Source organism: Streptomyces sp. NPDC002513 (assembly GCF_053595355.1).
Window position 1 is genome coordinate 21,745 of sequence record NZ_JBSFXK010000017.1, and the last position, 24,995, is coordinate 46,739.

Here is a 24,995-nt window from a genome sequence, read left to right on the forward strand (position 1 = left end):
ACCGCGAAAGCGGCCGGCCCCTTCTGCCGTGGTGCGCGAGGGATCAGACGGCGAAGCCGTAGTTCAGCAGCTTCTTCGCGTCGGCGGTGCGGTTGTCGACCGACGTCGACGCCAGGACCGTACCGATGATCGTCTTGCCGCTGCGGGTCGCGGCGAAGACCAGGCAGTACTTGGCCTCCGGGCCCGAGCCCGTCTTCACGCCGATGGCGCCGCTGTAGGTGCCGAGCAGCGGGTTGGTGTTGGTCCAGTTGTAGTAGCGGTAGCCGCCGCTCTGGGTGGTCACCTTCTGCTTCGTCGTCTTGGTGTTGACGACCGTGCGGAAGGTGGAGCTCTTCATCGCGTTGCTCGCGAGCTTCGTCAGGTCGCGCGGCGTCGAGTAGTTGCTGCCGCTGCCGATGCCGTCGAACGAGTCGAAGTGCGTGTTCGTCAGGCCGAGGCTCTTGGCGGTGGTGTTCATCTTGCCGATGAACGACTTCACGCGCGCGGCGCGGGTCGTGCCGGAACCGAACTTGTCCGCGAGCGCGTAGGCCGCGTCACAGCCGGAGGGCAGCATCAGCCCGTACAGCAGCTGACGGACGGTGACCTTGTCGCCGACGATCAGGTGGGCGGACGAGGCGGTGTTGGCGACGATGTAGTCGCTGTAGGCCTTCTGGACCGTGACCTTGGAGTCAAGGTTCAGGTTCGTCTGGGACAGCACGACCTTGGCGGTCATGATCTTGGTGGTGGAGCCGGTGGACAGCCTTGTGTCGGCGGCCTTGGTGAACAGGCTCTTGCCGGTGCCGTTGTTCATCACGAACCCGCCCTTGGCGGTGATCGTGGGCGTCGTGACGGCCTGTGCGGGTGCCGCGGTGAGGGCGGCGGCGGTGAGCACGGCGCCGGTGGTGAACACTGCCGCGGCTGCTCTGCGAACTCGGGTGCCCTTAATGCCGGTAATCAAGTTGAAAGCTCCGATTGCGTCTCTGATGCGCTGTATGCATCCAAATGCCCCTGGAGAGCGGTCAGATGACAGGACCGCTTTCTGGTGAGACATGTAACTAGCACAAAAGGATGTGCGGTTGGCGTGGCGAATATGCAGAGAGGTCCGCCCGTCCGCATCGTGGACGTCCGTCGGCTTGCGTACGTGTTGTATCTATCATGTGCGCATGCCTTCAGCGCCGTCCGCCGCCCCCGCTCCCGAGAAGCCGTCCGCCAGACAGCCGCCCGCCGCCGACCGCGTGTACGCCCACGTCAAACAGGGTGTCCTGGAGCGCCGTTACGAAGGCGGGACCCTGCTCACTGAGGGGGAGCTGGCCGAGGCGGTGGGGGTCTCGCGGACGCCGGTGCGCGAGGCCCTGCTCCGGCTGGAGGTCGAAGGGCTGATCAGGCTCTACCCGAAGAAAGGGGCCCTGGTCCTGCCCGTCTCCGCGCAGGAGATCGCGGACGTGGTGGAGACCCGTCAGCTCGTCGAGGAGCATGCGGCCCGCAAGGCCGTGCCCGCCCCGCCCGGGCTGATCCACCGTCTGGAGGAGCTGCTCGCACGCCAGAAGGAGCAGGCCGCCGTCGGGGACCTGGCCGCGGCGGCGGTCACCGACCGCGCCTTCCACGCCGAGATCGTGCGCAGCGGCGGCAATGAGATCCTCTCCCGTCTGTACGACCAACTCCGCGACCGCCAGTTGCGGATGGGGGTCGCGGTCATGCACTCGCACCCCGACCGGATCGCCAAGACGCTCGCCGAGCACGGGGAGATCCTCGAGGCCCTCCGGTCCGGCGACGCCGAGGCGGCCGTGGACGTCGTCCACCGGCACGTCAACTGGTTCTCCCACCTGGCGCGGGGTGAGGTGCGATGAGTTCACGCTCCCTGAGCTCCCGCTCGGTCTCCCTGCCCGGAGACCCGCCGGGCGGCCGGCGCGCCGTCGCGGTGTGGGTCATCGGTGTCTCGGTCTACTTCGTCGCTGTGATCTTTCGCACATCTCTTGGTGTGGCCGGGCTCGACGCCGCGGACCGTTTCCATGTGAACGCCTCCGCCCTGTCCGCCTTCTCGATCCTCCAGCTCCTCGTGTACGCGGGCATGCAGATACCCGTCGGCCTGCTGGTGGACCGGCTCGGCACCAAAAAGGTGCTGGCCATAGGCGTTGTGCTCTTCACGGCCGGGCAGGTGGGGTTCGCCTTCTCCTCCTCGTACGGCACGGCGCTCGCCTCACGTGCGCTGCTCGGCTGCGGTGACGCCCTGACGTTCATCAGCGTGCTGCGCCTCGGCACCCGCTGGTTCCCGGCCCGCCGCGGTCCGCTGGTCGCCCAGCTCGCCGGCCTGGTGGGCGTGGCGGGCAACCTGGTCTCGACGCTCGTGCTGGCCCGGCTGCTGCACGGGGTCGGCTGGACCGCCGCGTTCGGCGGCAGCGCGCTCGCCGGTGTCGTCGTTCTCGTGCTGCTCCTGCTCTTCCTGAAGGACCACCCCGAGGGGTACGAGCCGGAGCCGTTCCCGCACCACGGGGCGGCGTACGTGCGGCGGCAGATCGCGGCGTCCTGGCGGGAACCCGGCACCCGCCTCGGCATGTGGGTGCACTTCACGACCCAGTTCCCGTCGATGGTGTTCCTGCTGCTGTGGGGCCTGCCCTTCCTGGTCCAGGCGCAGGGGCTGTCGCGGGCGACGGCCGGGGAACTGCTCACGCTCGTGGTGCTGTCGAACATGGTCGTCGGCCTGGTCTACGGACAGATCGTCGCCCGGCACCACACGGCCCGGCTGCCGCTGACGCTCGGGACGGCCGGGGCGACGGTGGTGCTGTGGGCGGCCACGCTGCTCTACCCGGGCCCGCACGCGCCGATGTGGCTGCTGATCGTGCTGTGCGCGGTGCTCGGGGCCTGCGGCCCGGCTTCGATGATCGGCTTCGACTTCGCGCGGCCGGCGAACCCGCCGGAGCGTCAGGGCACGGCCTCCGGCATCACCAACATGGGTGGTTTCACCGCCTCCATGACGACGCTGCTGGCGATCGGTGTGCTGCTGGACGCGACCGGCGACGACTACACCGTGGCGTTCTCCGCGGTGTTCGTGCTCCAGGCGCTGGGGCTGAGCCAGATCCTGCGGCTGCGCAGGCAGGCGGCGCGCAGGGAGCGGGAGCGGCTGGTGGCCAGCCGGGTGGAGACGGTACATGTGCCGGCGTAGTACTCCGGCAGGGGCGAGCCCTCAGCGCCGCGGGCGGTCCAGGCCCAGCACCCGGTCCTTCAGCGCCGGGAACTGCTCGCGTGTGGAGGCGACCTTCCCCGGGTCGAACTCGACCGTGAGGATCTCCTCGTCTGCGCCGGCCTCCGCGAGGACCTCGCCCCACGGATCCACCACGATCGAGTGACCCGCCTGCGGAACTCCCGCGTGCGTCCCGGCCGTTCCACAGGCAAGGACGTACGCCTGGTTCTCGACCGCCCGTGCCTGGGCCAGCAGCGTCCAGTGGGACCGGCGGCGCTCCGGCCAGCCCGCCGGGATCACGAGTGTCTCGGCCCCCGCGGCCACGAGTGCGCGGAACAGCTCGGGGAAGCGGAGGTCGTAGCAGGTGGCCACGCCGAGGGTCGTCTGCGGCAGGCGCACCGTCACCTGCTCGGTTCCCGCACCCATCAGCACGGCCTCGCCCCGGTCGAAGCCGAAGCGGTGGATCTTGCGGTAGGCGGCGGCCAGTTCACCGGAGGGGGAGAAGACGAGAGACGTGTTGTAGAGGGCACCGTCAGGGGCGCGTTCGGGGATCGAGCCGGCGTGCAGCCACACGCCCGCGTCGCTCGCCGCCTTCGCCATCGCCTCGTGGGTGGGCCCGGCGAGCGGTTCGGCCTCGGGCGCGAAGTCCTCGTAGGCGAACGCGCCGGTGGTCCACAGCTCCGGCAGCACCACGAGATCGACTCCGGCTTGATCTCGTACCAGGGAGGCGGCTCGCCGGCGGCGCGACGCGACCGATTCGTCCTCGTCTACCCGGATCTGGATCAGGGAGGCGCGCACACTACCACCGTCCTGGCATTCGAGACTTCTTTTCAGGCCTACGATCGTCACACGAAAGCACTGCCGGGGTGCCTCACAGCAGCGTAACTTAACGTTCCAAGACACCCGCCGACAGTCGCCTCCCGTCGACATAGCTGTCAATTGCCCGTGCACCGACCGCCCGAGGGGTCCCGTTCCGTGAGTCTGCATCCCACCCTCCAGCCCTACGCCGACGCCTGGACCGACTCCATCGAAGCGATATCCGAGCTGGTGCAGCCGCTCATGGAAAGCGAGTGGAACCGGCGGACGCCCTGCCCCGGCTGGTCGGTGCGGGACGTGGTCTCCCATGTCATCGGCATGGACAGCGAGATGCTCGGCGACCCCCGCCCGATCCACACGCTCCCGCGCGACCTCTTCCACGTCACGAACGAGCACCAGCGGTACACGGAGATGCAGGTCGACGTCCGCCGCCACCACACGGCACCGGAGATGACGTCGGAGCTGGAATACACGATCATCCGCCGCAACCGCCAGCTGCGGAACGAGTCGCGGGACCCGGGCACCAAGGTGCGAGGTCCGTTCGGCAGCGAGCAGACCCTCGAGGAGGCCATGCGGTACCGCGCGTTCGACGTGTGGGTGCATGAGCAGGACCTGCGGGCGGCGCTGGGGCGCCCGGGGAACCTGGACTCGCCGGGCGCACACATCACCCGGGACGAGCTGCTGGCCGCGCTGCCGAAGGTGGTGGCCGAGGGCGCCGGGGCGCCGCCCGGTTCGGCGATCGTCTTCGACGTCCACGGTCCCGTCGAATTCCTGCGCACGGTCCGGGTCGACGCGGAGGGGCGCGGCACGATCGACGGCACGCCCTCGCTGGGCCCGGCGGTGTCGTTCACGATGGACTGGGAGACGTTCGTCCGTCTTGCCAGCGGCCGCGTCACCGCGGACGTCGTGGCGGACCGCATCAAGGCGGAGGGCGACCCGGACCTCGCGGAGGCGATCCTGCACGCGTTCGCGGTCACCAAGTAGGCAACCGGGACCGCCAGGGCCGGCCTCCGGGGCGCGCGGGCGGCGCGGGGCGTGGTGCCCGCCCCGGGGCACCGGGGACCGGGTGGCCACCCGGCACCGCAGCGTGTCGTGGGCGGACCCCGTGCCCGTGGGCGTCCCAGGCGGGCCCCCGTGCTGTGGCGGGCCGCTCAGTCCTCCTCCCGCTCCTTGTCCGCCAGGTGGATCACACACACGGCCACCGCGATCAGCAGCGCCGGATCCGCGTCCTCGCGCACGATGTCGACGCCGTACGTCTCGCGGAGGGTCAGCCAGCGGCGGGAGATCTGCGCCAGCAGCTCCCCCTCGTAGTCGATGGCGAACTCGCGGTCGAGGATCTTGCCGCTGACGTCGAGTTCCGTGCCGTCGGCCAGCGAGACGCGGTAGTGGTTGCGCAACAGCGACAGACGCTTGCGCCTGATCCTGGCCAGCGGCTCGCCGTCGCGCTCGATGACCATCGTGTCGCGCAGGGCGAACATCTTCTGGTGGATGTCGATCAGGACGTGCCCCTGTGTGTCCTTCAGCTCGAACGTGTCCCGCAGCCGCATCGCCTTGCCGTCGACCAGGAACACCTTGTTGCCGTGCTGGTCCTCGATCCAGTAGTCGTCACCGAAGCCGAGGAGCCGATCGCGTACGAGGAATCTCATACGATGAGGGCTTCCCCCGGAGCGGGTCCCAAACGCCGCCGGTAGGCCGACGGACTGAAGTCCGGTCTCGTGCCGCGATGTCCAGCCGGCACTCGCCCGCTGCGCACGGCACCCCGCAGGATGGCCGCATGGAATCCCTGGAACCCCGTCACCACACGGAGCCCGTCGCCCTCGCCGCGGCCCTCGCCTCCTTCTCCGAGCTGTGGAGCCCGCGCATCGTCGCCACCGTCAACGACTACGACGTGCGCGTCGCCAAGGTCGAGGGCGAGCACCTGTGGCACACGCACGACCACACCGACGAGTTCTTCCTCGTCCTGGACGGAGAACTGCACATCGCGCTGCGGGAGCCGGCCGGTGAGCGCACGGTCACCCTCTCCCGGGGCTCGGTCTTCACGGTCCCGCGGGGAACCGAGCACAAGCCCTCCGCGCCGGCCGGAGCATCGATTCTGCTGTTCGAACCCACCGGCACGATGACGGTCGGCGACCGTCACGAGGAGGTCCCGGACCACGTCGACGCGACGACGGGGCACACGCTGGCCTGAGCACGCGGCACCCGACGCCGCGCCCGGACGCACGCGAGTCCCCCGCCGCCCGGCGGGGGACTCGCGTGCGAACCGTGCGGGGGACGGGTCCGGTCGGGTCAGCGGTAGCCGTCCCGCATGTCTCGCATGTCCCGTCGGCCGAGCAGGTCCTCGTCCTCGTCCTCGTCCCACGACGAACGGCGCTCGTCACGCTCCCGGCGCCGGCCGGAGCCCTCCACATCGCCGTCCGCCCTGTCGGACCCGCTCATGTCGGGGTCGCGGCCGTTCCGGTCACGCCTGTCCTCGCCGGTGATCTCCCCGTGCTCGCGCTCCCGGTCCCGGCGGCGGTTCTGGTCGTCGATGTCTCGTGGCATGGAACTGCTCCCTTGCGATGGCCCCCCTGTCTGCGATGAGCATCTCTCCGTGACGGCATGTGCGCATCCCGTACATGTGCGGACCGCCACCGGGTTATCCACAGGCTCCCCGGGGCGCCGATCGCGGGTGGCACTCTTGACCCATGAACGACTCCACACCGCGTCGCGTCCGCGTCCGCGCCCCCGAGCTGATCGGAAAGGGAGGCTGGCTCAACACAGGGGGCCAGAGCCTCACCCTCCCCGACCTGCGAGGACGTATCACCATCCTCGATTTTTGGACATTTTGCTGCATTAACTGTCTGCATGTTTTGGACGAGCTGCGCGAGTTGGAGGAGAAGCACCGCGACACCGTGGTGATCATCGGCGTGCACTCCCCTAAGTTCGTCCACGAGGCGGAGCACCAGGCGGTGGCGGACGCCGTCGAGCGGTACGGGGTGGAGCACCCGGTCCTGGACGACCCGGAGCTCGCCACCTGGAAGCAGTACGCCGTCCGCGCCTGGCCGACGCTCGTCGTCATCGACCCCGAGGGGTACGTGGTCGCGCAGCACGCGGGCGAGGGCCATGCCCACGCGATAGCGCGGCTCGTGGAGGAGCTGGAGCAGGAGCATGCGGCGAAGGGCACCCTGCGCCGCGGCGACGGCCCCTATGTGGCGCCGGAGCCGGAGCCCACGACCCTGCGCTTCCCGGGCAAGGCGCTTCTGCTGCCGTCCGGCACCTTCCTGGTCAGCGACACCACCCGGCACCAGTTGGTGGAGCTGGCGGCCGACGGCGAGACGGTGGTCCGGCGCATCGGATCGGGTCTGCGGGGTTTCTCGGACGGCCCGGCCGAGACGGCGGGCTTCAGCGAGCCGCAGGGCCTGGCGCTGCTGGACGAGGGCGCGGTGGTCGTCGCCGACACGGTGAACCACGCGCTGCGCCGCCTGGACCTGGCGACCGGGGAGGTCACCACACTCGCGGGCACCGGCGCTCAGTGGTGGCAGGGGTCGCCCACGTCCGGTCCCGCCCGGGAGGTGGATCTCTCCTCGCCGTGGGACGTGGCGGTCTTCGGCGGCCGGGTGTGGATCGCGATGGCGGGCGTGCACCAGCTGTGGACGTACGACCCGGAGACGGCCGCGGTCGCGGTGGCGGCGGGCACCACCAACGAGGGGCTGGTGGACGGCCCGGGGGCACAGGCATGGTTCGCGCAGCCGTCGGGTCTCGCGGTGTCGGCCGACGGGGAGCGTCTGTGGCTCGCGGACTCCGAGACGAGCGCGCTGCGCTGGGTGGACCGGGACGGCGCGGTCCACACGGCGGTCGGCACGGGGCTGTTCGACTTCGGGCACCGGGACGGCGCGGCCGAACAGGCCCTGTTGCAGCACCCGTTGGGCGTGACCGCGCTGCCGGACGGCTCGGTGGCGGTCAGCGACACCTACAACCACGCGCTGCGGCGCTACGATCCGGCGACCGGCGAGGTGACGACGCTGGCGACGGACCTGCGGGAGCCGTCCGACGCGGTGCTCGTCGGTGACGACATCGTGGTGGTGGAGTCCGCCCGCCACCGGCTGACCCGGCTCCGGCTGCCCGAGGAGGCGGTGCGGGTCGCGTCGGTCGCCCACCGCACCCAGCGCGCGGCGACCGAAGTGGCGCCCGGCAGGCTTCGGCTGGAGGTCGTCTTCCAGGCCCCGGCCGGACAGAAGCTGGACACGCGCTACGGCCCGTCGACCCGTCTGCTGGTCTCCTCGACCCCGCCCGAGCTGCTGCTCCGGGGCGAGGGAGCCGACACGGATCTCGCGCGCGAGCTGGAGCTGAACCCGGCCCTGGCCGAGGGTGTCCTGCACGTCTCGGCGATGGCCGCGTCCTGCGACGACGATCCGGCGAACGAGTATCCGGCGTGCCATGTCCACCAGCAGGACTGGGGCGTCCCGGTCCGTGTCACTCAGGACGGGGCGAGCCGGCTTCCGCTGGTCCTGGCGGGCATGGACGCGGAGTAGGCCCGCGGGGCGGCCGGGTGCGGGGGCAGACCTCGCACCCGCCGTATCCGCCGTGTCCGCCACCGGGACGGTGCCGTTCCTTCTCGACGAAGGGGGCGGACGGCACCACGACCCGCCTCCGGCGGTCGATGCCGGTGGACGTGGCGGTCCCGCGGCGGCGGAGCGTCAGCCCTCCAGGAACGCCACCAGTGCGTTCGCCAGCAGGAACGGGTCGTCGGCGGCGCACAGTTCGCGGGTGCTGTGCATCGAGAGGATCGCCGCGCCGATGTCGACCGTCTTGATGCCGTGGCGGGCCGCCGTGATGGGGCCGATGGTCGTGCCGCAGGGCATCGCGTTGTTCGAGACGAAGGACTGGAAGGGGACGTTCGCCTTCTCGCAGGCCGCGGCGAAGATCGCGCGGCCCGAACCGTCCGTGGCGTAGCGGTTGTTGACGTTCACCTTGAGGATGGGGCCGCCGCCCGCGCGCGGGTGGTGGGTCGGGTCGTGCCGCTCCGGGTAGTTCGGGTGGATGGCGTGCCCGGTGTCGGAGGACAGGCAGACCGAGCCGGCGAAGGCCCGTGCCCGGTCGTCGTACGAACCGCCCCGGGCGAACACCGAGCGTTCCAGCACGGATCCGAGCAGCGGGCCGTCGGCGCCGGTGTCGGACTGGGAGCCGTTCTCCTCGTGGTCGAAGGCCGCGAGCACCGGGATGAAGGAGAGGTCGGCGCCGGAGCCGGCGACGGCCGCGAGCGCCGCGGTGGCCGCGTGCACGGACAGCAGGTTGTCCATCCGCGGGCCCGCCACCAGCTCCTTGTCCCGGCCGAGATAGGCGGGCGGTTCGACGGAGTGGGTCATCAGGTCCCAGCCCGTCACCTCACCCGCGGGCAGGCCCAGCTCCTGCTCCAGGAACGCGATGAGGTCCCCGTCGCGCACGTCGTCGCCCAGGCCCCAGATGGGCTGCAGATGACGCTGCTTGTCCAGCTTCAGCCCCTCCGTGGAGACCGAGCGGTCCAGGTGCACGGCCAGTTGGGGCACGCGCAGCAGCGGTCGGTCGATGTTCACGAGGCGGGTGGAGCCGTCGCGCAGGGAGAGCCGGCCCGACAGACCCAGGTCGCGGTCCAGCCAGGAGTTGAGCAGCGGGCCGCCGTAGATCTCGACCGCGATCTGCCGCCAGCCGTGGGCGCCGCTGTCCGGCCGCGGCTTGACCCGCAGGTTCGGGGAGTCGGTGTGCGCGCCGATGATCCGGAACGGTGTGTGCGCGTCGGCGCCCTCGGGGACGTACCAGGCGACGATCGCGCCGCCGCGGAGCACGTACTTCCCGCCGCTCGTCCCGTCCCAGGCGTCCGTCTCCGCGACCTGCCGGAAGCCGGCCTTCTCCAGTCGCTCGGCGGCGTGGGCCGAGGCGTGGTACGGCGACGGGCTCGCCGCTAGGAAGGACATGAGGTCGTCGGTGTGGCCGCGGTCGAAGCGAGGGCTTGTGCTCATGGGTTCACCTTAACGACGGGCGAGGGCCCGCTCCCGGTGACGGGGAGCAGGCCCTCGTGAGGAGGATGTGGAAGGCGGCGAGCGCCGGGCCGGGTCGGAGGGGACGGACAGGTCCCGGTCAGCCCGGCCACGGGCGCACCGCGGGGCGGCACGGCCCGCCTCCGGGCGCGCCCTGGACGTGCCCGGGCCCTGGACACACGGCCTCGTCCGGCTCGCGTCGTGGAGCGCACGGCGTGCGGCTCGCGCCCCTGCCCAGCTCGCGCCCGCGTGCGGTTCGCGCCCCGGAACGCGGCCTCGTCCGGCTCGCGTCGTGGAGCGCGCCCGCATCCGGCTCGCGCCCCCGCCCGGCTCGCGTCCTGGAGCGCGCCCGCGTGCGGTTCGGGTCCTCGGACGAACGCGCTCCGGTCCGGCTCGGGTCTCAGAACGCGGACTCGTCCAGCTCCATGAGGTCCAGGTCCACGTTCTCGGCCACCTTGCGGGCCAGGGTCACGCCCGGCAGCACGTTGGCCGCGAAGAACTTCGCCGCCGCGATCTTGCCGGTGTAGAACGCCTTGTCCTTGGCGGAGGCCGTCTGAAGCTTCTCGGCGGCGATCGCCGCGCCCTTCAGCAGCAGGTAGCCGACGATCACGTCACCGGAGGCCAGCAGCAGGCGGGTGGTGTTCAGGCCCACCTTGTAGATGTTCTTGACGTCCTCCTGGGTGGCCGAGAGGTCGGTCAGCATCAGGCCGACGATGGCCTCCAGCTCCACGGCCGCCTTGGCCAGGTACTCGCGGGCGCCCGCCAGCTCCTCGCCGCCGGTGCCGATCGCCAGGAACTTCTTGATCTCCTCGGCGAGCGAGTTCAGCGCGGCGCCCTGGTTGCGGACGATCTTCCGGAAGAAGAAGTCCTGGCCCTGGATCGCGGTGGTGCCCTCGTAGAGGGTGTCGATCTTGGCGTCGCGGATGTACTGCTCGATCGGGTACTCCTGCAGGAAGCCGGAGCCGCCGAAGGTCTGCAGCGACTGGGCGAGCTGCTCGTAGCCCTTCTCGGAGCCGTAGCCCTTGACGATCGGCAGGAGCAGGTCGTTGAGGGCGTGCTCGGTGGAGGCGTCCTCGTCGTTCGCCTCCTTGACCGCGATCGTGTCCTGGACGGAGGCGGTGTAGAGGACGAGCGCGCGCATGCCCTCCGCGTACGCCTTCTGCGTCATCAGCGAGCGGCGCACGTCGGGGTGGTGGGTGATGGTGACCTTGGGCGCGCTCTTGTCCATGAAGTTGGCCAGATCCGGACCCTGGACGCGCTCCTTGGCGTACTCCAGGGCGTTCAGGTAGCCGGTGGACAGGGTGGAGATCGCCTTCGTGCCGACCATCATGCGGGCGAACTCGATGATCCGGAACATCTGGCGGATGCCGTCGTGCCTGTCGCCGATCAGCCAGCCCTTGGCGGGGTGGCGGTCGCCGAAGGTCATCTCGCAGGTGTTGGACGCCTTCAGGCCCATCTTGTGCTCGACGTTGGTGGCGTAGACGCCGTTGCGCTCGCCCAGCTCGCCGGTCTCGAAGTCGAAGAGGTACTTCGGGACGAGGAAGAGGGACAGGCCCTTGGTGCCGGCGCCGGCGCCCTCGGGACGGGCGAGGACGTAGTGGAGGATGTTCTCCTCCATGTCGTGCTCACCGGAGGTGATGAAGCGCTTCACGCCCTCGATGTGCCAGGAGCCGTCCTCCTGCTGGATCGCCTTGGTGCGGCCCGCGCCGACGTCCGAGCCGGCGTCCGGCTCGGTGAGCACCATGGTGGAGCCCCAGGTCTTGTCGACGGCTATCTGCGCGATCTTCTTCTGGACCTCGGTGCCCTCCTCGAAGAGGATGCGGGCGAAGGCCGGACCCGAGGAGTACATCCAGATCGCCGGGTTGGCGCCGAGGATCAGCTCCGCGTAGGCCCAGATGAGGGACGGCGGGGCGGTGGTGCCGCCGATCTCCTCGGGGATGCCGAGGCGCCAGTACTCGGAGTCCATGAAGGCCTTGTAGCTCTTCTTGAAGGACTCCGGGACGGGCGCGGTGTTCGTTTCGGGGTCGAAGACCGGCGGGTTGCGGTCGGCGTCCGCGAAGGACTCCGCCAGCTCGTTCTCCGAGAGGCGGGTCAGCTCTTCGAGGACGCTCTTGGCGGTGTCCATGTCCATCTCCGCGAACGGGCCGGTGCCGTACAGCTTGTCGCGGCCGAGCACCTCGAAGAGGTTGAACTCGATGTCGCGGAGATTCGACTTGTAGTGCCCCATGGCGACGGCTCCGTAGAGAGATCGGCGAGGCACTGACTCCTCGCGTGCGGTTCATGTACTGACAAGTAGCTCCGATGATGCTACCCGTCGGTAATAAGAATCAACCCCTCATGGGCTATATGTGGCCCACTACTCTTTGGGGCATGTACGGCTACCAGAACGCGGGTGCGCAGCAGCAGTACGCCTCGGCGCAGCAGCAGATGCCCGGGCACCAGATGCCGGGCGGGCAGATGCCCGGCGGATACGGCCAGCAGCCTCCGCTGTATCCCGAGCCGTCGCCGCCGTCGCTCGCGGACGCGGTCCGCGCGTTCACCACGGGGTCGATGTCCGCCGAGGACTTCCAGCAGATCTTCGCCACGTCCAAGGTCTACTGCCCGCGCGGCGACAGCCCCGGGTTCCTGGCGCTGCACAACACCCAGCAGCCGGTGATCCCGATGTTCACCTCGCTGAAGGAGCTGCGGCGGTACGCGGGCAAGGAGTCGAAGTACTTCGTGATCACCGGGGCGGAGGTGATCGACCTGCTGCCCACGGGGTACGGGTTCGTGCTCGACATGGAGGGCGAGCACCGGATGGTGTTCGACGCGAAGGCGGTCGAGCAGATGGTGGAGTTCGCGATGCGGCGGATGTACGGCTGATTGCCCGGGCCGCCGGCACTGCCGGGGCGAGTGGCCCGGTGCCGCCGGTAATTCCCTCCCCGCTTGTCACGGCCCTGCCATAGAGTTGCCCCCGGCAGCCGCGCCCCGCACGTCACCGCCTTCACGCGGTCGCGTCCGGGTGTCGCGCGGCGCTCTCGTCTCCCGGTCGTCCCGGGATCTCTTGTGGGGGTTCATCACTGTGCGCATGCGCAGCACTGCGGCCGCGACGGCGCTCGCGGTCCTCTTCAGCTCGGTCGCGCTGAGCGTGGCCGCGGCGGGCTCGGCCTCGGCCGAGGCCGCCGTTCTCACCCAGCCCGTCGGCCTGGTCGCGGACGGCGCGCTCCAGCGTGTCTTCGTCGCCGACCAGGACAACGGACGGATCCTGGCCACCGACTACAACGGCACCCTGGTCGGCCTGAACGCCGGCTTCGGCCGCCCCGGCGACCTCGCGCTCTCCGACGACGGCCACACCCTGTACGCGTCCCTGCCGACCAGCCACGAGATCGTGGCCCTCGACGCGGCGACCCTGGAGGTCAGGACCCGCTACGAGCTCGGCGCCGGCACCGACCCGCGCGAGGTCGCCTTCGCGGGCGGGCGGCTCTGGTTCTCGTACCGGATCACCGGCGAGGACGGCGCCTTCCACGGCAACCTGGGTTCCGTCGACCCCGCCGTCACCGACGCGGCCGCCGCGGTGGCCCTCGGACAGCTCCCGGACACGGTCGCCCCGTACTACAACGCGGCGATCCTCGACGCCGACCCGTCGGCGCCCGGTCTGCTGTCCGTCACCGACAGCGGCGACAGCCCGGGCGCGCTGAACGTGCTCGACGTCTCCGGAGCCACCCCGCAGTTGGTCGCCAAGAGCGGCGGCGGGCAGTACTTCGGCGACGTCGACCTCGTACCCGGCGGCTCCCAGGTGCTGTGGAACGGCTCCCGGAAGCTCTCCTACGCCGACGGGACCTTCACGGAGGCCGGGGAACTCACGGAGACGGGCTGGTCCGGCGACGTCTCGCCGAGCGGTCTGATCGCCCAGGCCTACGACCGTCATGTGTCCGTCTACAAGCCGGGCGCCGGCACTCCGGTGCGCCGCTTCGAGACGGGGACGTCGTCCGGCATCGGCGAGGTGGCGTGGACCCCCGACTCCTCGCGGCTGTTCGCCCTGGCCGGTACGGGCGGCACCTTCACCCTGAAGGCGTACACCGGCCCGGCGCTCAGCGTGCCGAGCCTCACGGTCGACGCGCCCGCCTCCGCGACCCGGGCCAAGCAGCTCACGGTCAAGGGCCGGATCACGGCGAGCGTGCCGCTCCCGGCGGGCGCGAAGCTCGCGGTCACCCGCACCGACCTGGACAGCCCCGGCGGCAAGGGGCTCCCGGCCGTCACGGTGAAGACGGACGGCACCTACTCCTTCACGGACACCCCGCCGGCCGGCGGCACCGTCACCTACAAGGTCACCTACGCGGGCGACGCGGAGCACACGTCGGCCTCCGCCTCCGACAAGGTCGCGGTCTCCCGCGCGGCGACGACGCTGTCCTTGAACAACAACGGCAAGCTGTACGACTACGGCGCCGATGTGAACTTCACCGCGCACCTCGGCACGACGTACAAGAACCGCAAGGTCGAGATCTACGCGGACCCCTTCGGCGCGGACAAGCCGAAGAGGCTGGTGAAGTCCGGCACGGTCAACAGCAGCGGCAATCTGTCGGTGACCCTGGACATGACCCGCGACACGGCCGTCACCGCGGTCTTCGCGGGCGACTCCCGGTACCAGCCGAAGACGGTCAAGATCAACGCGTACGCCCGGGTCAGGGTCTCCATGGCAGTCTCCAAGCACTACAAGACGGCCAAGATCGGTTCGACGTCGTACTACTGGTTCCACAAGAACACCGCCCCGCTGCTCACCACGACCATGACCTACTACCCGGGTCGCAAGCAGCGTGTGGACCTGCAGGTCTACTACAGCGGCGCGTGGCACGCGGCCGGCTCCGAGTACTTCGCGCTCGGCACGAACGGCACGTCGGCCGTGAGTCTCGAGGCGCCCGGCGAGTCCGGGATCAAGGCGCGGATGCGGCCGGTGTACGTCAACGGCTCGTCCGGTGACACCGTGAACTCCACGACGTACGGGGCCTGGAAGTACCTGTACTTCAGCAACTGAGACAACTGAAGCGACTGAAAGTAGCCGAAACGGCTGAAACGACCGGCGCGCGGACATGGAGACGGAGCCCGGAGGGAATGTCCTCCGGGCTCTTTCGCGTTCAGGGTGGCAGAAAGTTCAATCGTCAACTAAAGTAAGAGCACAAGGAGGTACCAGACATGCCAGCAGTGACCGTCGAGAACCCGTTGACCCTGCCCCGTGTGGTCACGCCGGCCGACGCGGTGTCCCGTCCCGTGCTCGGTGTCACGACCGCGCCCAGCGGCTATGAAGGCGAGGGATTCCCGGTTCGCCGGGCGTTCGCGGGGATCAACTACCGTCACCTCGACCCGTTCATCATGATGGACCAGATGGGTGAGGTGGAGTACGCGCCGGGCGAGCCCAAGGGCACCCCCTGGCACCCCCACCGTGGCTTCGAAACCGTCACCTACATCATCGACGGCGTCTTCGACCACCAGGACTCCCACGGCGGTGGCGGCACCATCACCAATGGGGACACCCAGTGGATGACCGCGGGCGCGGGCCTGCTGCACATCGAGGCCCCGCCGGAGGCGCTCGTCGTGTCCGGCGGCCTGTTCCACGGCATCCAGCTCTGGGTCAACCTGCCCGCCAAGGACAAGATGATGGCCCCGCGCTACCAGGACATCCGCGGTGGCCAGGTCCAGCTGCTGACGACCCCCGACGGCGGCGCGCTGATCCGCGTCATCGCCGGTGAGCTGGACGGTCACAAGGGCCCCGGTGTCACGCACACGCCGATCACCCTGATCCACGCCACCGTGGCGCCGGGTGCGGAGGTCACCCTGCCCTGGCGCGAGGACTTCAACGGTCTCGCGTACGTCCTGGCCGGCAGCGGCAGCGTCGGTACGGAGCGCCGTCCGATCCGTCTCGGCCAGACCGCGGTGTTCGGCGCGGGCTCCTCGATCACCGTCCGTGCGGACGAGAAGCAGGACTCGCACACCCCGGACCTCGAGGTCGTCCTGCTGGGCGGACAGCCGATCCGTGAGCCCATGGCGCACTACGGCCCGTTCGTGATGAACTCCCGCGAGGAACTCCAGCAGGCCTTCGAGGACTTCCAGAAGGGGCGCCTCGGCACCATCCCCGCCGTGCACGGGATGACCGAGAGCGGTCCGCAGGACGCCTGATCGGCGGATCGGCGCCGGTGCGGGTCTGATACGGCGTCACCCGGGCGGGCTGTCCGCACAGGACAGCCCGCCCTTCGCGTGATCGGCTGGGAGGGTGCAGATCCTTCCCGACGCCGTACGCCGGCTCGCCGCCTGGTGCGCCGCCGTGCTGCTGGTCGCCGGGGTCGTCTGGATCGTGCTCCGGCTGTGCGGACAGTTCCGTACGGCCGTCGTGCCGGTGCTGCTCGCGCTGCTCGGGACCGCGCTCCTCGGGCCGCTGCACCGGTGGCTCGTGCGGGCCGGTGTCCACCGGTCACTCGCGGCCGGGATCACCTGCGTCGCCGTGGCGACCGTGGTCGGCGGAGCGGTGTACATCGTCGTCGCCGCCCTCGTCGACACCGGCGACCAGATCCTGTCCTCGCTCAAGCGGGCCGCGAAAACGGTCGCGGGGCACTTCGGGGCGGCCGGCACCTCGCTGGACGACCTGGCCACCCACTCCAAGGGCCTGATCTCCAAGTTCGGGGGAACCGCCGCCTCCAACGTGATCAGCGGGGTCAGCGTCGTGGCCGAGTACATCGCCATGGCCGTCCTCGCCCTGCTGCTCGTCTTCTTCTTTCTGCGCGACTCCCACCGCGTGGCGGACCAGTTGCGTTCGCTCGCCCCACGCGGGGCCGCCGACACCGTCGAGGCGGTGGCCCGGCGCGCCTTCGAGGCCGTCGAGGGGTTCATGCGCGGCACCACGGTCATCGCGCTCATCGACGCGACGCTGACCACCGTGGGCCTGCTGGTCCTGCGCGTTCCGGGCGCGATCGGGCTGGGCGCGCTGGTCTTCGTGGGCGCCTACATCCCCTACCTCGGCGCCTTCCTCTCCGGTGCGGTCGCGGTCCTGGTCGCCCTCGCGGACCGCGGGGTGGTCATCGGGCTGTGGGCGCTCGGTGTCGTCGTCGCCGTGCAGGTGCTGGACGGGCATGTGCTGCAGCCGGTGGTGCAGAGCCGGACCGTGCGGATGCACCCCGCCGCCGTACTGCTGGCGCTCACCGCGGGCGCGTCGGTCGCCGGCATCCTAGGGATGCTGCTGGCGGTGCCGCTGACCGCGGCGGCGTTCGGCGTCGGCCACGAGCTGCGGACACGGTACGGACGGGACGGGCCGCAACCGGTGCGCCCGGGGCCTGATGCCGGGGGGAAGCCGCCGGGCGCGCAGGGGGAGCCACCGGGAGCGTGACGGACCGTGGGAGCCCCTGCGCCCGGAGCCCGGCGCCCGTCCCCTGGTGGCCCCTGGCCGTGGTGGGGGCTTACGTCCCGCCGTACGTCGCGGGGGCCTCGAACAGTTCGAACCATGTGTTCTTGCCCTGGCCCCGTGGCTCCACCCCCCAGGCGTCCGCGAGCAGTTCCGTGAGCACCAGGCCGCGCCCGGAGGAGGCGAGTTCGCCGGGCCGGCGCTTGTGCGGCAGGTCGTCGCAGGCGTCGGTGACCTCCACCCGCAGCCGGCGCCCGCCCGTGCCGTCGAAGCCGCGCCCGTCGCCGGAGACCTCGGCGCGGAGCAGGGCGTCCGTGTCGGTGTGCACGAGGACGTTCGTCAGTATCTCGGAGGCCACGAGCACGGCCGAGTGGACCTGGTCCTGCGAGGACCAGTCGTGCAGCAGCTCGCGCAGCTGCTGCCGGGCGCTCGCGACCCGCTCGGGCTCGGCCTGCGCCACCGTCAGCATCGTGCGCCGCAGGACCGGCGGCAGGCCGGCGCCGGCGCGACCGGAGCCGTCGCCCGCCCGGTACAGCAGCACCACGGCGATGTCGTCCTCGCGGCGGTCGGTGAGCGGTCCGGTGGCGTGGTGCGAGGAGGGCCCGTGGACGGCCTGCACCAGTGAGTCGGCCAGCGCCTCCATGTCCCCGTCGTGCTCCTCCAGGAGCCGCCGGATGCGCCGCCAGCCGGTGTCCAGGTCGTGCCCGCCGGTCTCGATCAGCCCGTCCGTGCAGAGCAGCAGAATCTCGCCGGGTTCCAGGACGAGCCGGGTGGTCGGGTAGTCCGCGTCGGGGTCGATGCCGAGCGGCATCCCGCCCGCGGTCGGCCGCATCAGCACGGTCCCGTCGGCCATGCGGATGGCGGGGTCCGGGTGGCCGGCCCGGGCGATCTCCAGCGTGCCGGTCGCCGGGTCCACCTCGACGTAGAGGCAGGTCGCGAAGCGCAGGTCGGTGCCCTCGCCGCCGCAGGTCATCCCGTGCAGGAAGCGTGAGGCGCGGGAGAGGACCGCGTCCGGTCGGTGCCCCTCGGCGGCGTACGCGCGCAGTGCTATCCGCAGCTGGCCCATGAGTCCGGCCGCGCGCACGTCGTGGCCCTGGACGTCGCCGATGGTGAGCGCGAAGCGTCCGCCGCCGGACGTCGCCCGGGAGGAGCCCGCGGGGAGCTGGATCATGTCGTACCAGTCGCCGCCGACCTGGAGCCCGCCGCCGGTCGGTATGTAGCGCGCGGCCACGGTCATGCCCGGTATCCGCGGGCCCAGCGTGGGCAGCATCGAGCGTTGCAGTCCGTCCGTCAGCTTCCGTTCCGTCTCGGCGGCGCCCGCGCGGGAGAGGGCCTGGGCGAGCATGCGGGCGATCGTGGTGAGCACCGAGCGCTCGTCGGGCGTGAAGGTGACGGGGTACGTGAACGCCGCCATCCACGCGCCCATCGTGCGCCCCGCCACGGTGAGCGGCAGGAAGGCCCAGGAGCGGCGGCCGAAGTGCGCGGCGAGCGGCCAGGACACCGGGTAGCGGGCCCGGTACTGCTCGGGCGAGGACAGATAGACGGCGCGGCCGGTGCGGACGACCTCGGCGGCCGGGTAGTCCGTGTCCAGCGGCATCCGGGTGAGGGGTCCCTCGTCGTCCGGCTTCCGGCCGCAGTGGCCGATGACGGTCAGCCGGTCCGCCTCGGTCCCGAAGACCGCGAGCCCGTCCGGCGAGAAGCCGGGCATCGACAGCCCGGCCGCGACCCGCAGCACCTCCTCCGTGGACCGCGCCTCGGCCAGCGCGCGCCCCGCGTCCAGCAGGAACGCCTCGCGTGAGCGCCGCCAGTCGCCGGTGACGGGGGAGCGCGCCGCTCCCTCCGGGGACTCGGTGACCTCCTGGAGGGTGCCGTCCAGGACGTACTCCCCGGACTCCGGATCCGCCGACGGCTTGGAGCGGCTGCGGACGATGCGGATCACCCGCTGGTGCTCGTCCATGATCCGCATCCGGACCTCGGCGATGGTGCCCTCGGCGAGGGCGAGCTGGACGATCCCGTCGACCTCGTTCCAGTCCGCCGGGTGGAAGCGGGCCCGGATGCCCGCCTCCGTGAGCGTCGTCGGCCGGGCGGGCAGTCCGACGAGCCGCGCGGCCTCGGCGTCCAGGGTGACCACTCGCGCGGCGGCGTCGTAGTGCCACAGGCCGGTCGCGAGAGCGGCCAGGACGTCTCCCACGGCGGGCAGGGGCTCACCGGTGCGCATTGGCCCACTCTAAGAAGAGACGATCCAAAGACGCCACCGAACATGAGAAAAACGCCATCTCGGACATGTCTGTTCCGGCGCCCGTCCCCGGAGTCGCCCGGTGCGGTGTTCGCGGAGCGTCGCCCGCCGGTCGGCGGAGCGTCGCCCCGTAATCAGGGGGAGTCGATGCCGGGGCGGCCGGTACCCTTGGTAGGTCCGGGCCGTGGCCGCCCGGAGGCGCCGGGGCGAGCGGCCCCGGGAAGACCCGACCCGCGAAGGCTGGATGAACGACGATGCATCGGTACAGGTCCCACACCTGCGGCGAGCTCCGCGCCTCTGACGTCGGCAGCGACGTCCGGCTGAGCGGCTGGCTGCACAATCGGCGCGACCTGGGCGGCATCCTCTTCATCGATCTGCGCGACCACCACGGCATCACGCAGCTCGTCGCCCGCCCCGGCACGCCCGCCTACGAGGCCCTCGACAAGCTCTCCAAGGAGACGGTCGTCCGCGCCGACGGCAAGGTCGTCTCCCGCGGCACCGAGAACGTGAACCCGGACCTGCCGACCGGTGAGATCGAGATCGAGGTCGGCGAGGTCGAGGTGCTCGGCGCGGCCGCCCCGCTCCCCTTCACGATCAACGCCGAGGACGGGGTGAACGAGGAGCGGCGCCTGGAGTACCGCTTCCTCGACCTGCGCCGCGAGCGCATGCACCGCAACATCATGCTGCGCACGGCCGTGATCTCGGCCATCCGCCACAAGATGGCGGCGATGGGCTTCAACGAGATGGCGACCCCGATCCTCAGCGCCACCTCCCCGGAGGGTGCCCGCGACTTCGTCGTCCCCTCCCGCCTGCACCCGGGCAGGTTCTACGCGCTGCCGCAGGCCCCGCAGCAGTTCAAGCAGCTGCTGATGATCTCCGGTTTCGACCGGTACTTCCAGATCGCGCCCTGCTTCCGCGACGAGGACGCCCGCGCGGACCGCTCGCCGGGCGAGTTCTACCAGCTCGACGTCGAGATGAGCTTCGTCGAGCAGGAGGACGTCTTCCAGCCGATCGAGAAGCTCATGACGGAGATCTTCGAGGAGTTCGGCGGCGGCCGTCATGTCTCCTCCCCCTTCCTGCGGATCCCGTTCCGCGAGGCGATGCTGAAGTACGGCTCCGACAAGCCGGACCTGCGCGCCAAGCTGGAGCTCGTCGACATCTCCGACATCTTCGAGGGCTCGGAGTTCAAGGCCTTCGCGGGCAAGCACGTGCGCGCGCTGCCGGTGCCGGACGTCTCGTCGCAGCCCCGGAAGTTCTTCGACCAGCTCGGCGAGTACGCGGTGGAGCAGGGGGCGAAGGGCCTGGCCTGGGTGCGGGTCGGCGAGGACGGCTCGCTGACGGGCCCGATCGCGAAGTTCCTGACGGAGGAGAACGTCGCGGAGCTGACGAAGCGGCTCCAGCTGGCCCCCGGCCACGCGGTCTTCTTCGGCGCGGGCGAGTTCGACGAGGTCTCGAAGATCATGGGCGCGGTGCGGGTGGAGGCCGCCAAGCGGGCCGGCCACTTCGAGGAGGGCGTCTTCCGCTTCTGCTGGATCGTCGACTTCCCGATGTACGAGAAGGACGAGGAGACCGGCAGGATCGACTTCTCGCACAACCCGTTCTCGATGCCGCAGGGCGGCCTGGAGGCGCTGCGGACCCAGGACCCGCTGGACATCCTGGGCTGGCAGTACGACATCGTCTGCAACGGCGTCGAGCTGTCCTCCGGCGCGATCCGGAACCACGAGCCGGAGATCATGCTCAAGGCCTTCGAGATCGCGGGCTACGACCGTGAGACCGTCGAGGAGCAGTTCGCCGGCATGCTCCGCGCCTTCCGCTTCGGCGCCCCGCCGCACGGCGGTATCGCGCCGGGCGTCGATCGTATCGTGATGCTGCTGGCCGACGAGCCGAACATCCGCGAGACCATCGCGTTCCCGCTCAACGGCAACGCACTGGACCTGATGATGGGCGCCCCGACGGAGCTGCCGGAGGAGCGGCTGAGGGAGCTGCACCTCTCGGTGCGCAAGCCGCAGCCGAAGTAGCGCCGGAGAAGCAGCTGAGCGAGGCGGTGCGGGGAACGCCGCGCCGAAGAGGTGGCTCGGAACCGAGGAACGGTTCCGAGCCGCTGTCGTATGCGCCCCGGGAAGCACAGCCCTTTCCCCGGGCGGAAAAGCCGGGGCCCGGGAAGCCGATCGCTTCCCGGGCCCCCGCGGCGTACCGACGGCGCTACTCGGTCTCGCCGCCGAAGCGCTCCTTGTACGCGGCCAGGTCCTCGTCCGTCAGCTTCGCGAACAGCACCGGGGGAACCGTGAAGGGCGTGCCGGCCGGGACCGCCGTGAGGGACCGCGCCTCCTGCGGCGTCACCCACACGGCCGTGTCGTCCGTCAGGTCGAAGGCCGCGCGCATGGCCGCGGAGGACGTCGGGATGAACGGTTCCGAGACCACCGCGTAGAGGTGGATCAGGTTCATCGCCGTCCGCAGGGTGAGGGCCGCGCCCTCCTTGTTGGTCTTGATCTCCAGCCAGGGGGCCTTCTCCTCCAGGTAGGAGTTGCCGGCCGACCACAGGGCGCGCAGCGAGGCCGCCGCCTTGCGGAACTGGATGGCCTCCATGTGCTCCTCGTACTCCGCGAGGAGACGTGCGATCTCCGTACCGAGCCGCGCCTCGGCCTCGCCCGGCTCGCCGCCCTCCGGGACCGCGTCGCCGAAGCGCTTGCGGGAGAAGGAGAGCACCCGGTTGACGAAGTTGCCCAGGGTGTCCGCCAGGTCCTTGTTCACCGTGGCCGTGAAGTGCTCCCAGGTGAAGGACGTGTCGTCCGACTCCGGCGCGTTCGCCATCATGAAGTAGCGCCAGTAGTCGGCGGGCAGGATCTCCAGCGCGTCGTGCGTGAAGACGCCGCGCTTCTGCGAGGTGGAGAACTTGCCGCCGTAGTAGTTGAGCCAGTTGAAGGCCTTGATGACGTCGACCTTCTTCCACGGCGAGCGGGTGCCCAGCAGGGTGGCCGGGAACATCACGCTGTGGAAGGGCACGTTGTCCTTGCCCATGAACTGGGTGTAGTGGACGTCGGCGTCCGACTCCCACCACCAGGAACGCCAGTCCCGGTGCTCCGGGTCCTGGTCCGCCCATTCCTTCGTCGCGCCGATGTACTCGATCGGGGCGTCGAACCAGACGTAGAAGACCTTGCCCTCGGCGGCCAGTTCGGGCCAGGTGTCGGCCGGGACGGGGACGCCCCAGTCCAGGTCACGGGTGATCGCACGGTCGTGCAGGCCCTCGCTGAGCCACTTGCGGGCGATCGAGGAGGCCAGCACCGGCCAGCTGTCGGCGCGCTCGTCGACCCATGCCTCGACCTCGCCGGCCAGCACCGACTGAAGGAGGAAGAGGTGCTTGGTCTCGCGGATCTCCAGGTCGCTGCTGCCGCTGATCGCGGAGCGCGGGTTGATCAGGTCCGTGGGGTCGAGGACGCGGGTGCAGTTCTCGCACTGGTCGCCGCGGGCCTTGTCGTAGCCGCAGTACGGACAGGTGCCGATGATGTACCGGTCGGGCAGGAAGCGGTCGTCGGCGTTCGAGAACACCTGGCGGATGGACCGCTCCTCGATGAACCCGTTCGCCTTCAGCTCGCGGGCGATCTCCTGCGTGATCTCGCGGTTCTGCGGGGACGAGCTGCGGCCGAAGTAGTCGAAGGCCAGGTTGAAGCCGTCGTACACCGCCTTCTGCGCGTCGTGCGCCTGGGCGCAGAACACGTCGACCGGCAGGCCCAGCTCCTTGGCCGCCAGCTCGGCCGGGGTGCCGTGCTCGTCCGTCGCGCAGATGTAGAGCACGTCGTGGCCGCGCTGGCGCAGATAGCGGGAGTACACGTCCGCCGGGAGCATGGACCCCACCATGTTGCCCAGGTGCTTGATCCCGTTGATGTACGGAAGGGCGCTGGTGATGAGGTGTCGAGCCATCGCGGGCTGCTCCCAAGTCGCTACGTGGGGTGACGACCGTCGGTTTTTGGACCGTCCGTCATCGTCTACGAACCTTGAAATCGTAGCCGACATGGGTGCGCCGCCCGCTTCCCGTTTTTCAGGGGGTGGGAAGCGGGCGGCGTCTTCGAGCGGTCTTTTCCCGGGTCCTCTGGTGGCCCCTACGGGCGCCAGCTCGCCAGGACGCCCTCGTAGACCTCCGCGTCCGTCAGCTCGCGCGGGGTCTCGCCGGCCAGGAAGTGGGCCGTGTTGTCCGTCTTCAGCTTGCGGAGGTAGTCGAAGGCCTTGTTCTCCGGGTCGCCGAAGGCGACGAAGGAGAAGAAGAGCGCGGGGTGGCTCTTCGCGGCGGCCGTGAGGGACTGGGTGGCGGGGGTCTTCGCGTCCGGGGCGCCGTCCGTCTGGAAGATCACCAGGGCGGGGAGGGCGGGGTCCGCGGTCCTGTCGTGGTGACCGGTGACCGCCTCCACCGCCGCGTGGTAGCTCGTACGGCCCATGCGGCCGAGGCCCGCGTGGAGGTCGTCGATCCTGTTCTCGTACTCGGTGAGGGTCAGCTCTCCGGTGCCGTCCACTTCGGTGGAGAAGAAGACGACGTGCACCGTGGCCTCGGGGTCGAGGTGGGCGGCGAGGGCGAGAGCCTGCTCGCCGAGAGCCTGGGCGGAGCCGTCCTTGTAGTACGGGCGCATGGAGGCGGAGCGGTCCAGCACGAGATAGACCTTGGCGCGGGTGCCGGTGAGGCCGTGCTTGTCGAGCACGGTCGCGGCGGCGCTGTACGCGGTGGCGAGAGCGGGCGCGAGCGACGTGACACGGGCGAGGCTCAGGGCGGGGGCCGCTTCGGTCTCGGCTTCGGCTTCGGTCTCGGCGTCGGCGTCGGCGTCGGTCTCGGCTTCGGTCTCGGCGTCGGCGTCGGTCTCGGCTTCGGCTTCGGTTTCGCCTTCGGTTTCGTCGTCGGCGTCCGCCGGGGCCTCGGCTTCGTCGTCGGAGGGGGTGGACGACTCGTTCCGGGCTTCCTCGTCGGCGGCGACCGGCTCGGGTTCGGGCTCGGTCGCGGGCTCGGATGCGGTGGCTACCGGTTCCGGTTCCGGCTCCTTCTCGGCCTCGGGGGCGGGCTCGGGCTCGGTGGTTTCGGCGACGGATTCGGGCGTGGGCTCGGGGGCCGTTTCGGCGACCGGTTCCGGCTTGGGCTCCGGCTCTGACGTGGCCTCGGGTTCCGCCGTGGCCTCGGTGGGTGCCTCGGTCTCGGGTGTGGTGGCTTCCGGCTTCGGGGTGGTCTCCGGTTCCGTTTCCGTGGCCGGTTCCGGCTCTGCGGTGGCTTCCGGTTCCGTGGTCTCGGTGGTCGTCTCGGCGGCAGCCTGCTCTTCGGGCTTCTCTTCCGCCGTCGGCGTGGGCTCGGGGGTCGTTTCGGCGACCGGTTCCGGCTTGGGCTCCGGCTCTGACGTGGCCTCGGGTTCCGCCGTGGCCTCGGTGGGTGCCTCGGTCTCGGGTGTGGTGGCT

The 24,995-nt window shown here is 70.6% G+C and carries 19 protein-coding genes; 10 read left to right on the forward strand and 9 right to left on the reverse strand.

The features are described from left to right. Window positions 1-43 precede the first annotated feature (43 nt). Window positions 44-937, reverse strand: a complete 894-nt coding sequence (locus ACWD5Q_RS14360; protein WP_451427286.1) for a D-alanyl-D-alanine carboxypeptidase family protein — start codon at window positions 935-937, stop codon at window positions 44-46. Between the two features lie 205 nt (window positions 938-1,142). Here ACWD5Q_RS14360 and ACWD5Q_RS14365 point away from each other — a divergent pair, with 205 nt between their 5' ends. Further along, complete coding sequence (locus ACWD5Q_RS14365) at window positions 1,143-1,826, forward strand: GntR family transcriptional regulator (protein WP_451427287.1); 684 nt, start codon at window positions 1,143-1,145, stop codon at window positions 1,824-1,826. Continuing rightward, complete coding sequence (locus ACWD5Q_RS14370; RefSeq protein ID WP_451427288.1) at window positions 1,823-3,139, forward strand: MFS transporter; 1,317 nt, start codon at window positions 1,823-1,825, stop codon at window positions 3,137-3,139. The genes ACWD5Q_RS14365 and ACWD5Q_RS14370 overlap by 4 nt, the downstream gene beginning before the upstream one ends. Before the next feature lie 21 nt (window positions 3,140-3,160). On the opposite strand, the gene ACWD5Q_RS14375 is transcribed toward ACWD5Q_RS14370, so the two are convergent. Further along, entirely contained in the window at window positions 3,161-3,955 is a 795-nt protein-coding gene (locus ACWD5Q_RS14375; protein WP_451427289.1) for a carbon-nitrogen family hydrolase, read from the reverse strand. A gap of 177 nt (window positions 3,956-4,132) precedes the next feature. On the opposite strand from ACWD5Q_RS14375, the gene ACWD5Q_RS14380 reads away from it, so the two are divergent. Beyond that, the gene (locus tag ACWD5Q_RS14380; RefSeq protein WP_451427290.1) at window positions 4,133-4,957 is read left to right on the forward strand and encodes a maleylpyruvate isomerase family mycothiol-dependent enzyme; all 825 of its coding nucleotides are present in this window, start codon (window positions 4,133-4,135) and stop codon (window positions 4,955-4,957) included. 167 nt (window positions 4,958-5,124) lie between these two features. Here the strand turns inward: ACWD5Q_RS14380 and ACWD5Q_RS14385 are convergent, their stop codons facing one another. Further along, window positions 5,125-5,619 carry an LURP-one-related/scramblase family protein gene (locus ACWD5Q_RS14385; RefSeq protein ID WP_451427291.1) on the reverse strand — a complete coding sequence of 165 codons (495 nt, stop codon included), beginning with the start codon at window positions 5,617-5,619 and terminating at the stop codon, window positions 5,125-5,127. 128 nt (window positions 5,620-5,747) lie between these two features. Between ACWD5Q_RS14385 and ACWD5Q_RS14390 the strand changes: the two genes are divergently transcribed. After that, a complete protein-coding gene (locus ACWD5Q_RS14390; RefSeq protein WP_451427292.1) occupies window positions 5,748-6,161 on the forward strand; it encodes a cupin domain-containing protein in 414 nt (137 codons plus the stop codon). A gap of 98 nt (window positions 6,162-6,259) precedes the next feature. Here the strand turns inward: ACWD5Q_RS14390 and ACWD5Q_RS14395 are convergent, their stop codons facing one another. Then, entirely contained in the window at window positions 6,260-6,514 is a 255-nt protein-coding gene (locus tag ACWD5Q_RS14395; RefSeq protein ID WP_451427293.1) for a hypothetical protein, read from the reverse strand. Between the two features lie 143 nt (window positions 6,515-6,657). Here ACWD5Q_RS14395 and ACWD5Q_RS14400 point away from each other — a divergent pair, with 143 nt between their 5' ends. Next, complete coding sequence (locus ACWD5Q_RS14400; RefSeq protein ID WP_451427294.1) at window positions 6,658-8,484, forward strand: NHL domain-containing thioredoxin family protein; 1,827 nt, start codon at window positions 6,658-6,660, stop codon at window positions 8,482-8,484. 165 nt (window positions 8,485-8,649) lie between these two features. On the opposite strand, the gene ACWD5Q_RS14405 is transcribed toward ACWD5Q_RS14400, so the two are convergent. After that, a complete protein-coding gene (locus ACWD5Q_RS14405; RefSeq protein ID WP_451427295.1) occupies window positions 8,650-9,948 on the reverse strand; it encodes a M18 family aminopeptidase in 1,299 nt (432 codons plus the stop codon). 418 nt (window positions 9,949-10,366) lie between these two features. Then, window positions 10,367-12,193 (reverse strand): acyl-CoA dehydrogenase, encoded by a 1,827-nt coding sequence (locus ACWD5Q_RS14410; protein WP_451427365.1) that lies wholly within the window; start codon window positions 12,191-12,193, stop codon window positions 10,367-10,369. Between the two features lie 143 nt (window positions 12,194-12,336). On the opposite strand from ACWD5Q_RS14410, the gene ACWD5Q_RS14415 reads away from it, so the two are divergent. From ACWD5Q_RS14415 to ACWD5Q_RS14430, 4 genes are all read left to right on the forward strand, one after another. Further along, the gene (locus tag ACWD5Q_RS14415) at window positions 12,337-12,828 is read left to right on the forward strand and encodes an SseB family protein (protein WP_451427296.1); all 492 of its coding nucleotides are present in this window, start codon (window positions 12,337-12,339) and stop codon (window positions 12,826-12,828) included. 205 nt (window positions 12,829-13,033) lie between these two features. After that, window positions 13,034-14,977 carry an Ig-like domain repeat protein gene (locus tag ACWD5Q_RS14420; RefSeq protein WP_451427297.1) on the forward strand — a complete coding sequence of 648 codons (1,944 nt, stop codon included), beginning with the start codon at window positions 13,034-13,036 and terminating at the stop codon, window positions 14,975-14,977. 158 nt (window positions 14,978-15,135) lie between these two features. After that, entirely contained in the window at window positions 15,136-16,116 is a 981-nt protein-coding gene (locus tag ACWD5Q_RS14425) for a pirin family protein (protein WP_451427298.1), read from the forward strand. A 94-nt stretch (window positions 16,117-16,210) separates the two neighbouring features. Then, entirely contained in the window at window positions 16,211-17,317 is a 1,107-nt protein-coding gene (locus ACWD5Q_RS14430) for an AI-2E family transporter (RefSeq protein ID WP_451427299.1), read from the forward strand. 70 nt (window positions 17,318-17,387) lie between these two features. On the opposite strand, the gene ACWD5Q_RS14435 is transcribed toward ACWD5Q_RS14430, so the two are convergent. Further along, window positions 17,388-19,550 carry an ATP-binding SpoIIE family protein phosphatase gene (locus tag ACWD5Q_RS14435; protein WP_451427300.1) on the reverse strand — a complete coding sequence of 721 codons (2,163 nt, stop codon included), beginning with the start codon at window positions 19,548-19,550 and terminating at the stop codon, window positions 17,388-17,390. A 272-nt stretch (window positions 19,551-19,822) separates the two neighbouring features. Between ACWD5Q_RS14435 and aspS the strand changes: the two genes are divergently transcribed. Continuing rightward, window positions 19,823-21,586 (forward strand): aspartate--tRNA ligase, encoded by a 1,764-nt coding sequence (gene aspS, locus ACWD5Q_RS14440; protein ID WP_451427301.1) that lies wholly within the window; start codon window positions 19,823-19,825, stop codon window positions 21,584-21,586. 184 nt (window positions 21,587-21,770) lie between these two features. Here aspS and metG read toward each other — a convergent pair whose 3' ends face one another. After that, window positions 21,771-23,486: a methionine--tRNA ligase gene (metG, locus tag ACWD5Q_RS14445; protein WP_451427302.1), complete on the reverse strand. Its 1,716-nt coding sequence runs from the start codon at window positions 23,484-23,486 to the stop codon at window positions 21,771-21,773. Between the two features lie 179 nt (window positions 23,487-23,665). After that, window positions 23,666-24,995, reverse strand: a 1,330-nt coding sequence (locus ACWD5Q_RS14450; RefSeq protein ID WP_451427303.1) for a VWA domain-containing protein, incomplete at its 5' end; no start/stop codon positions are given.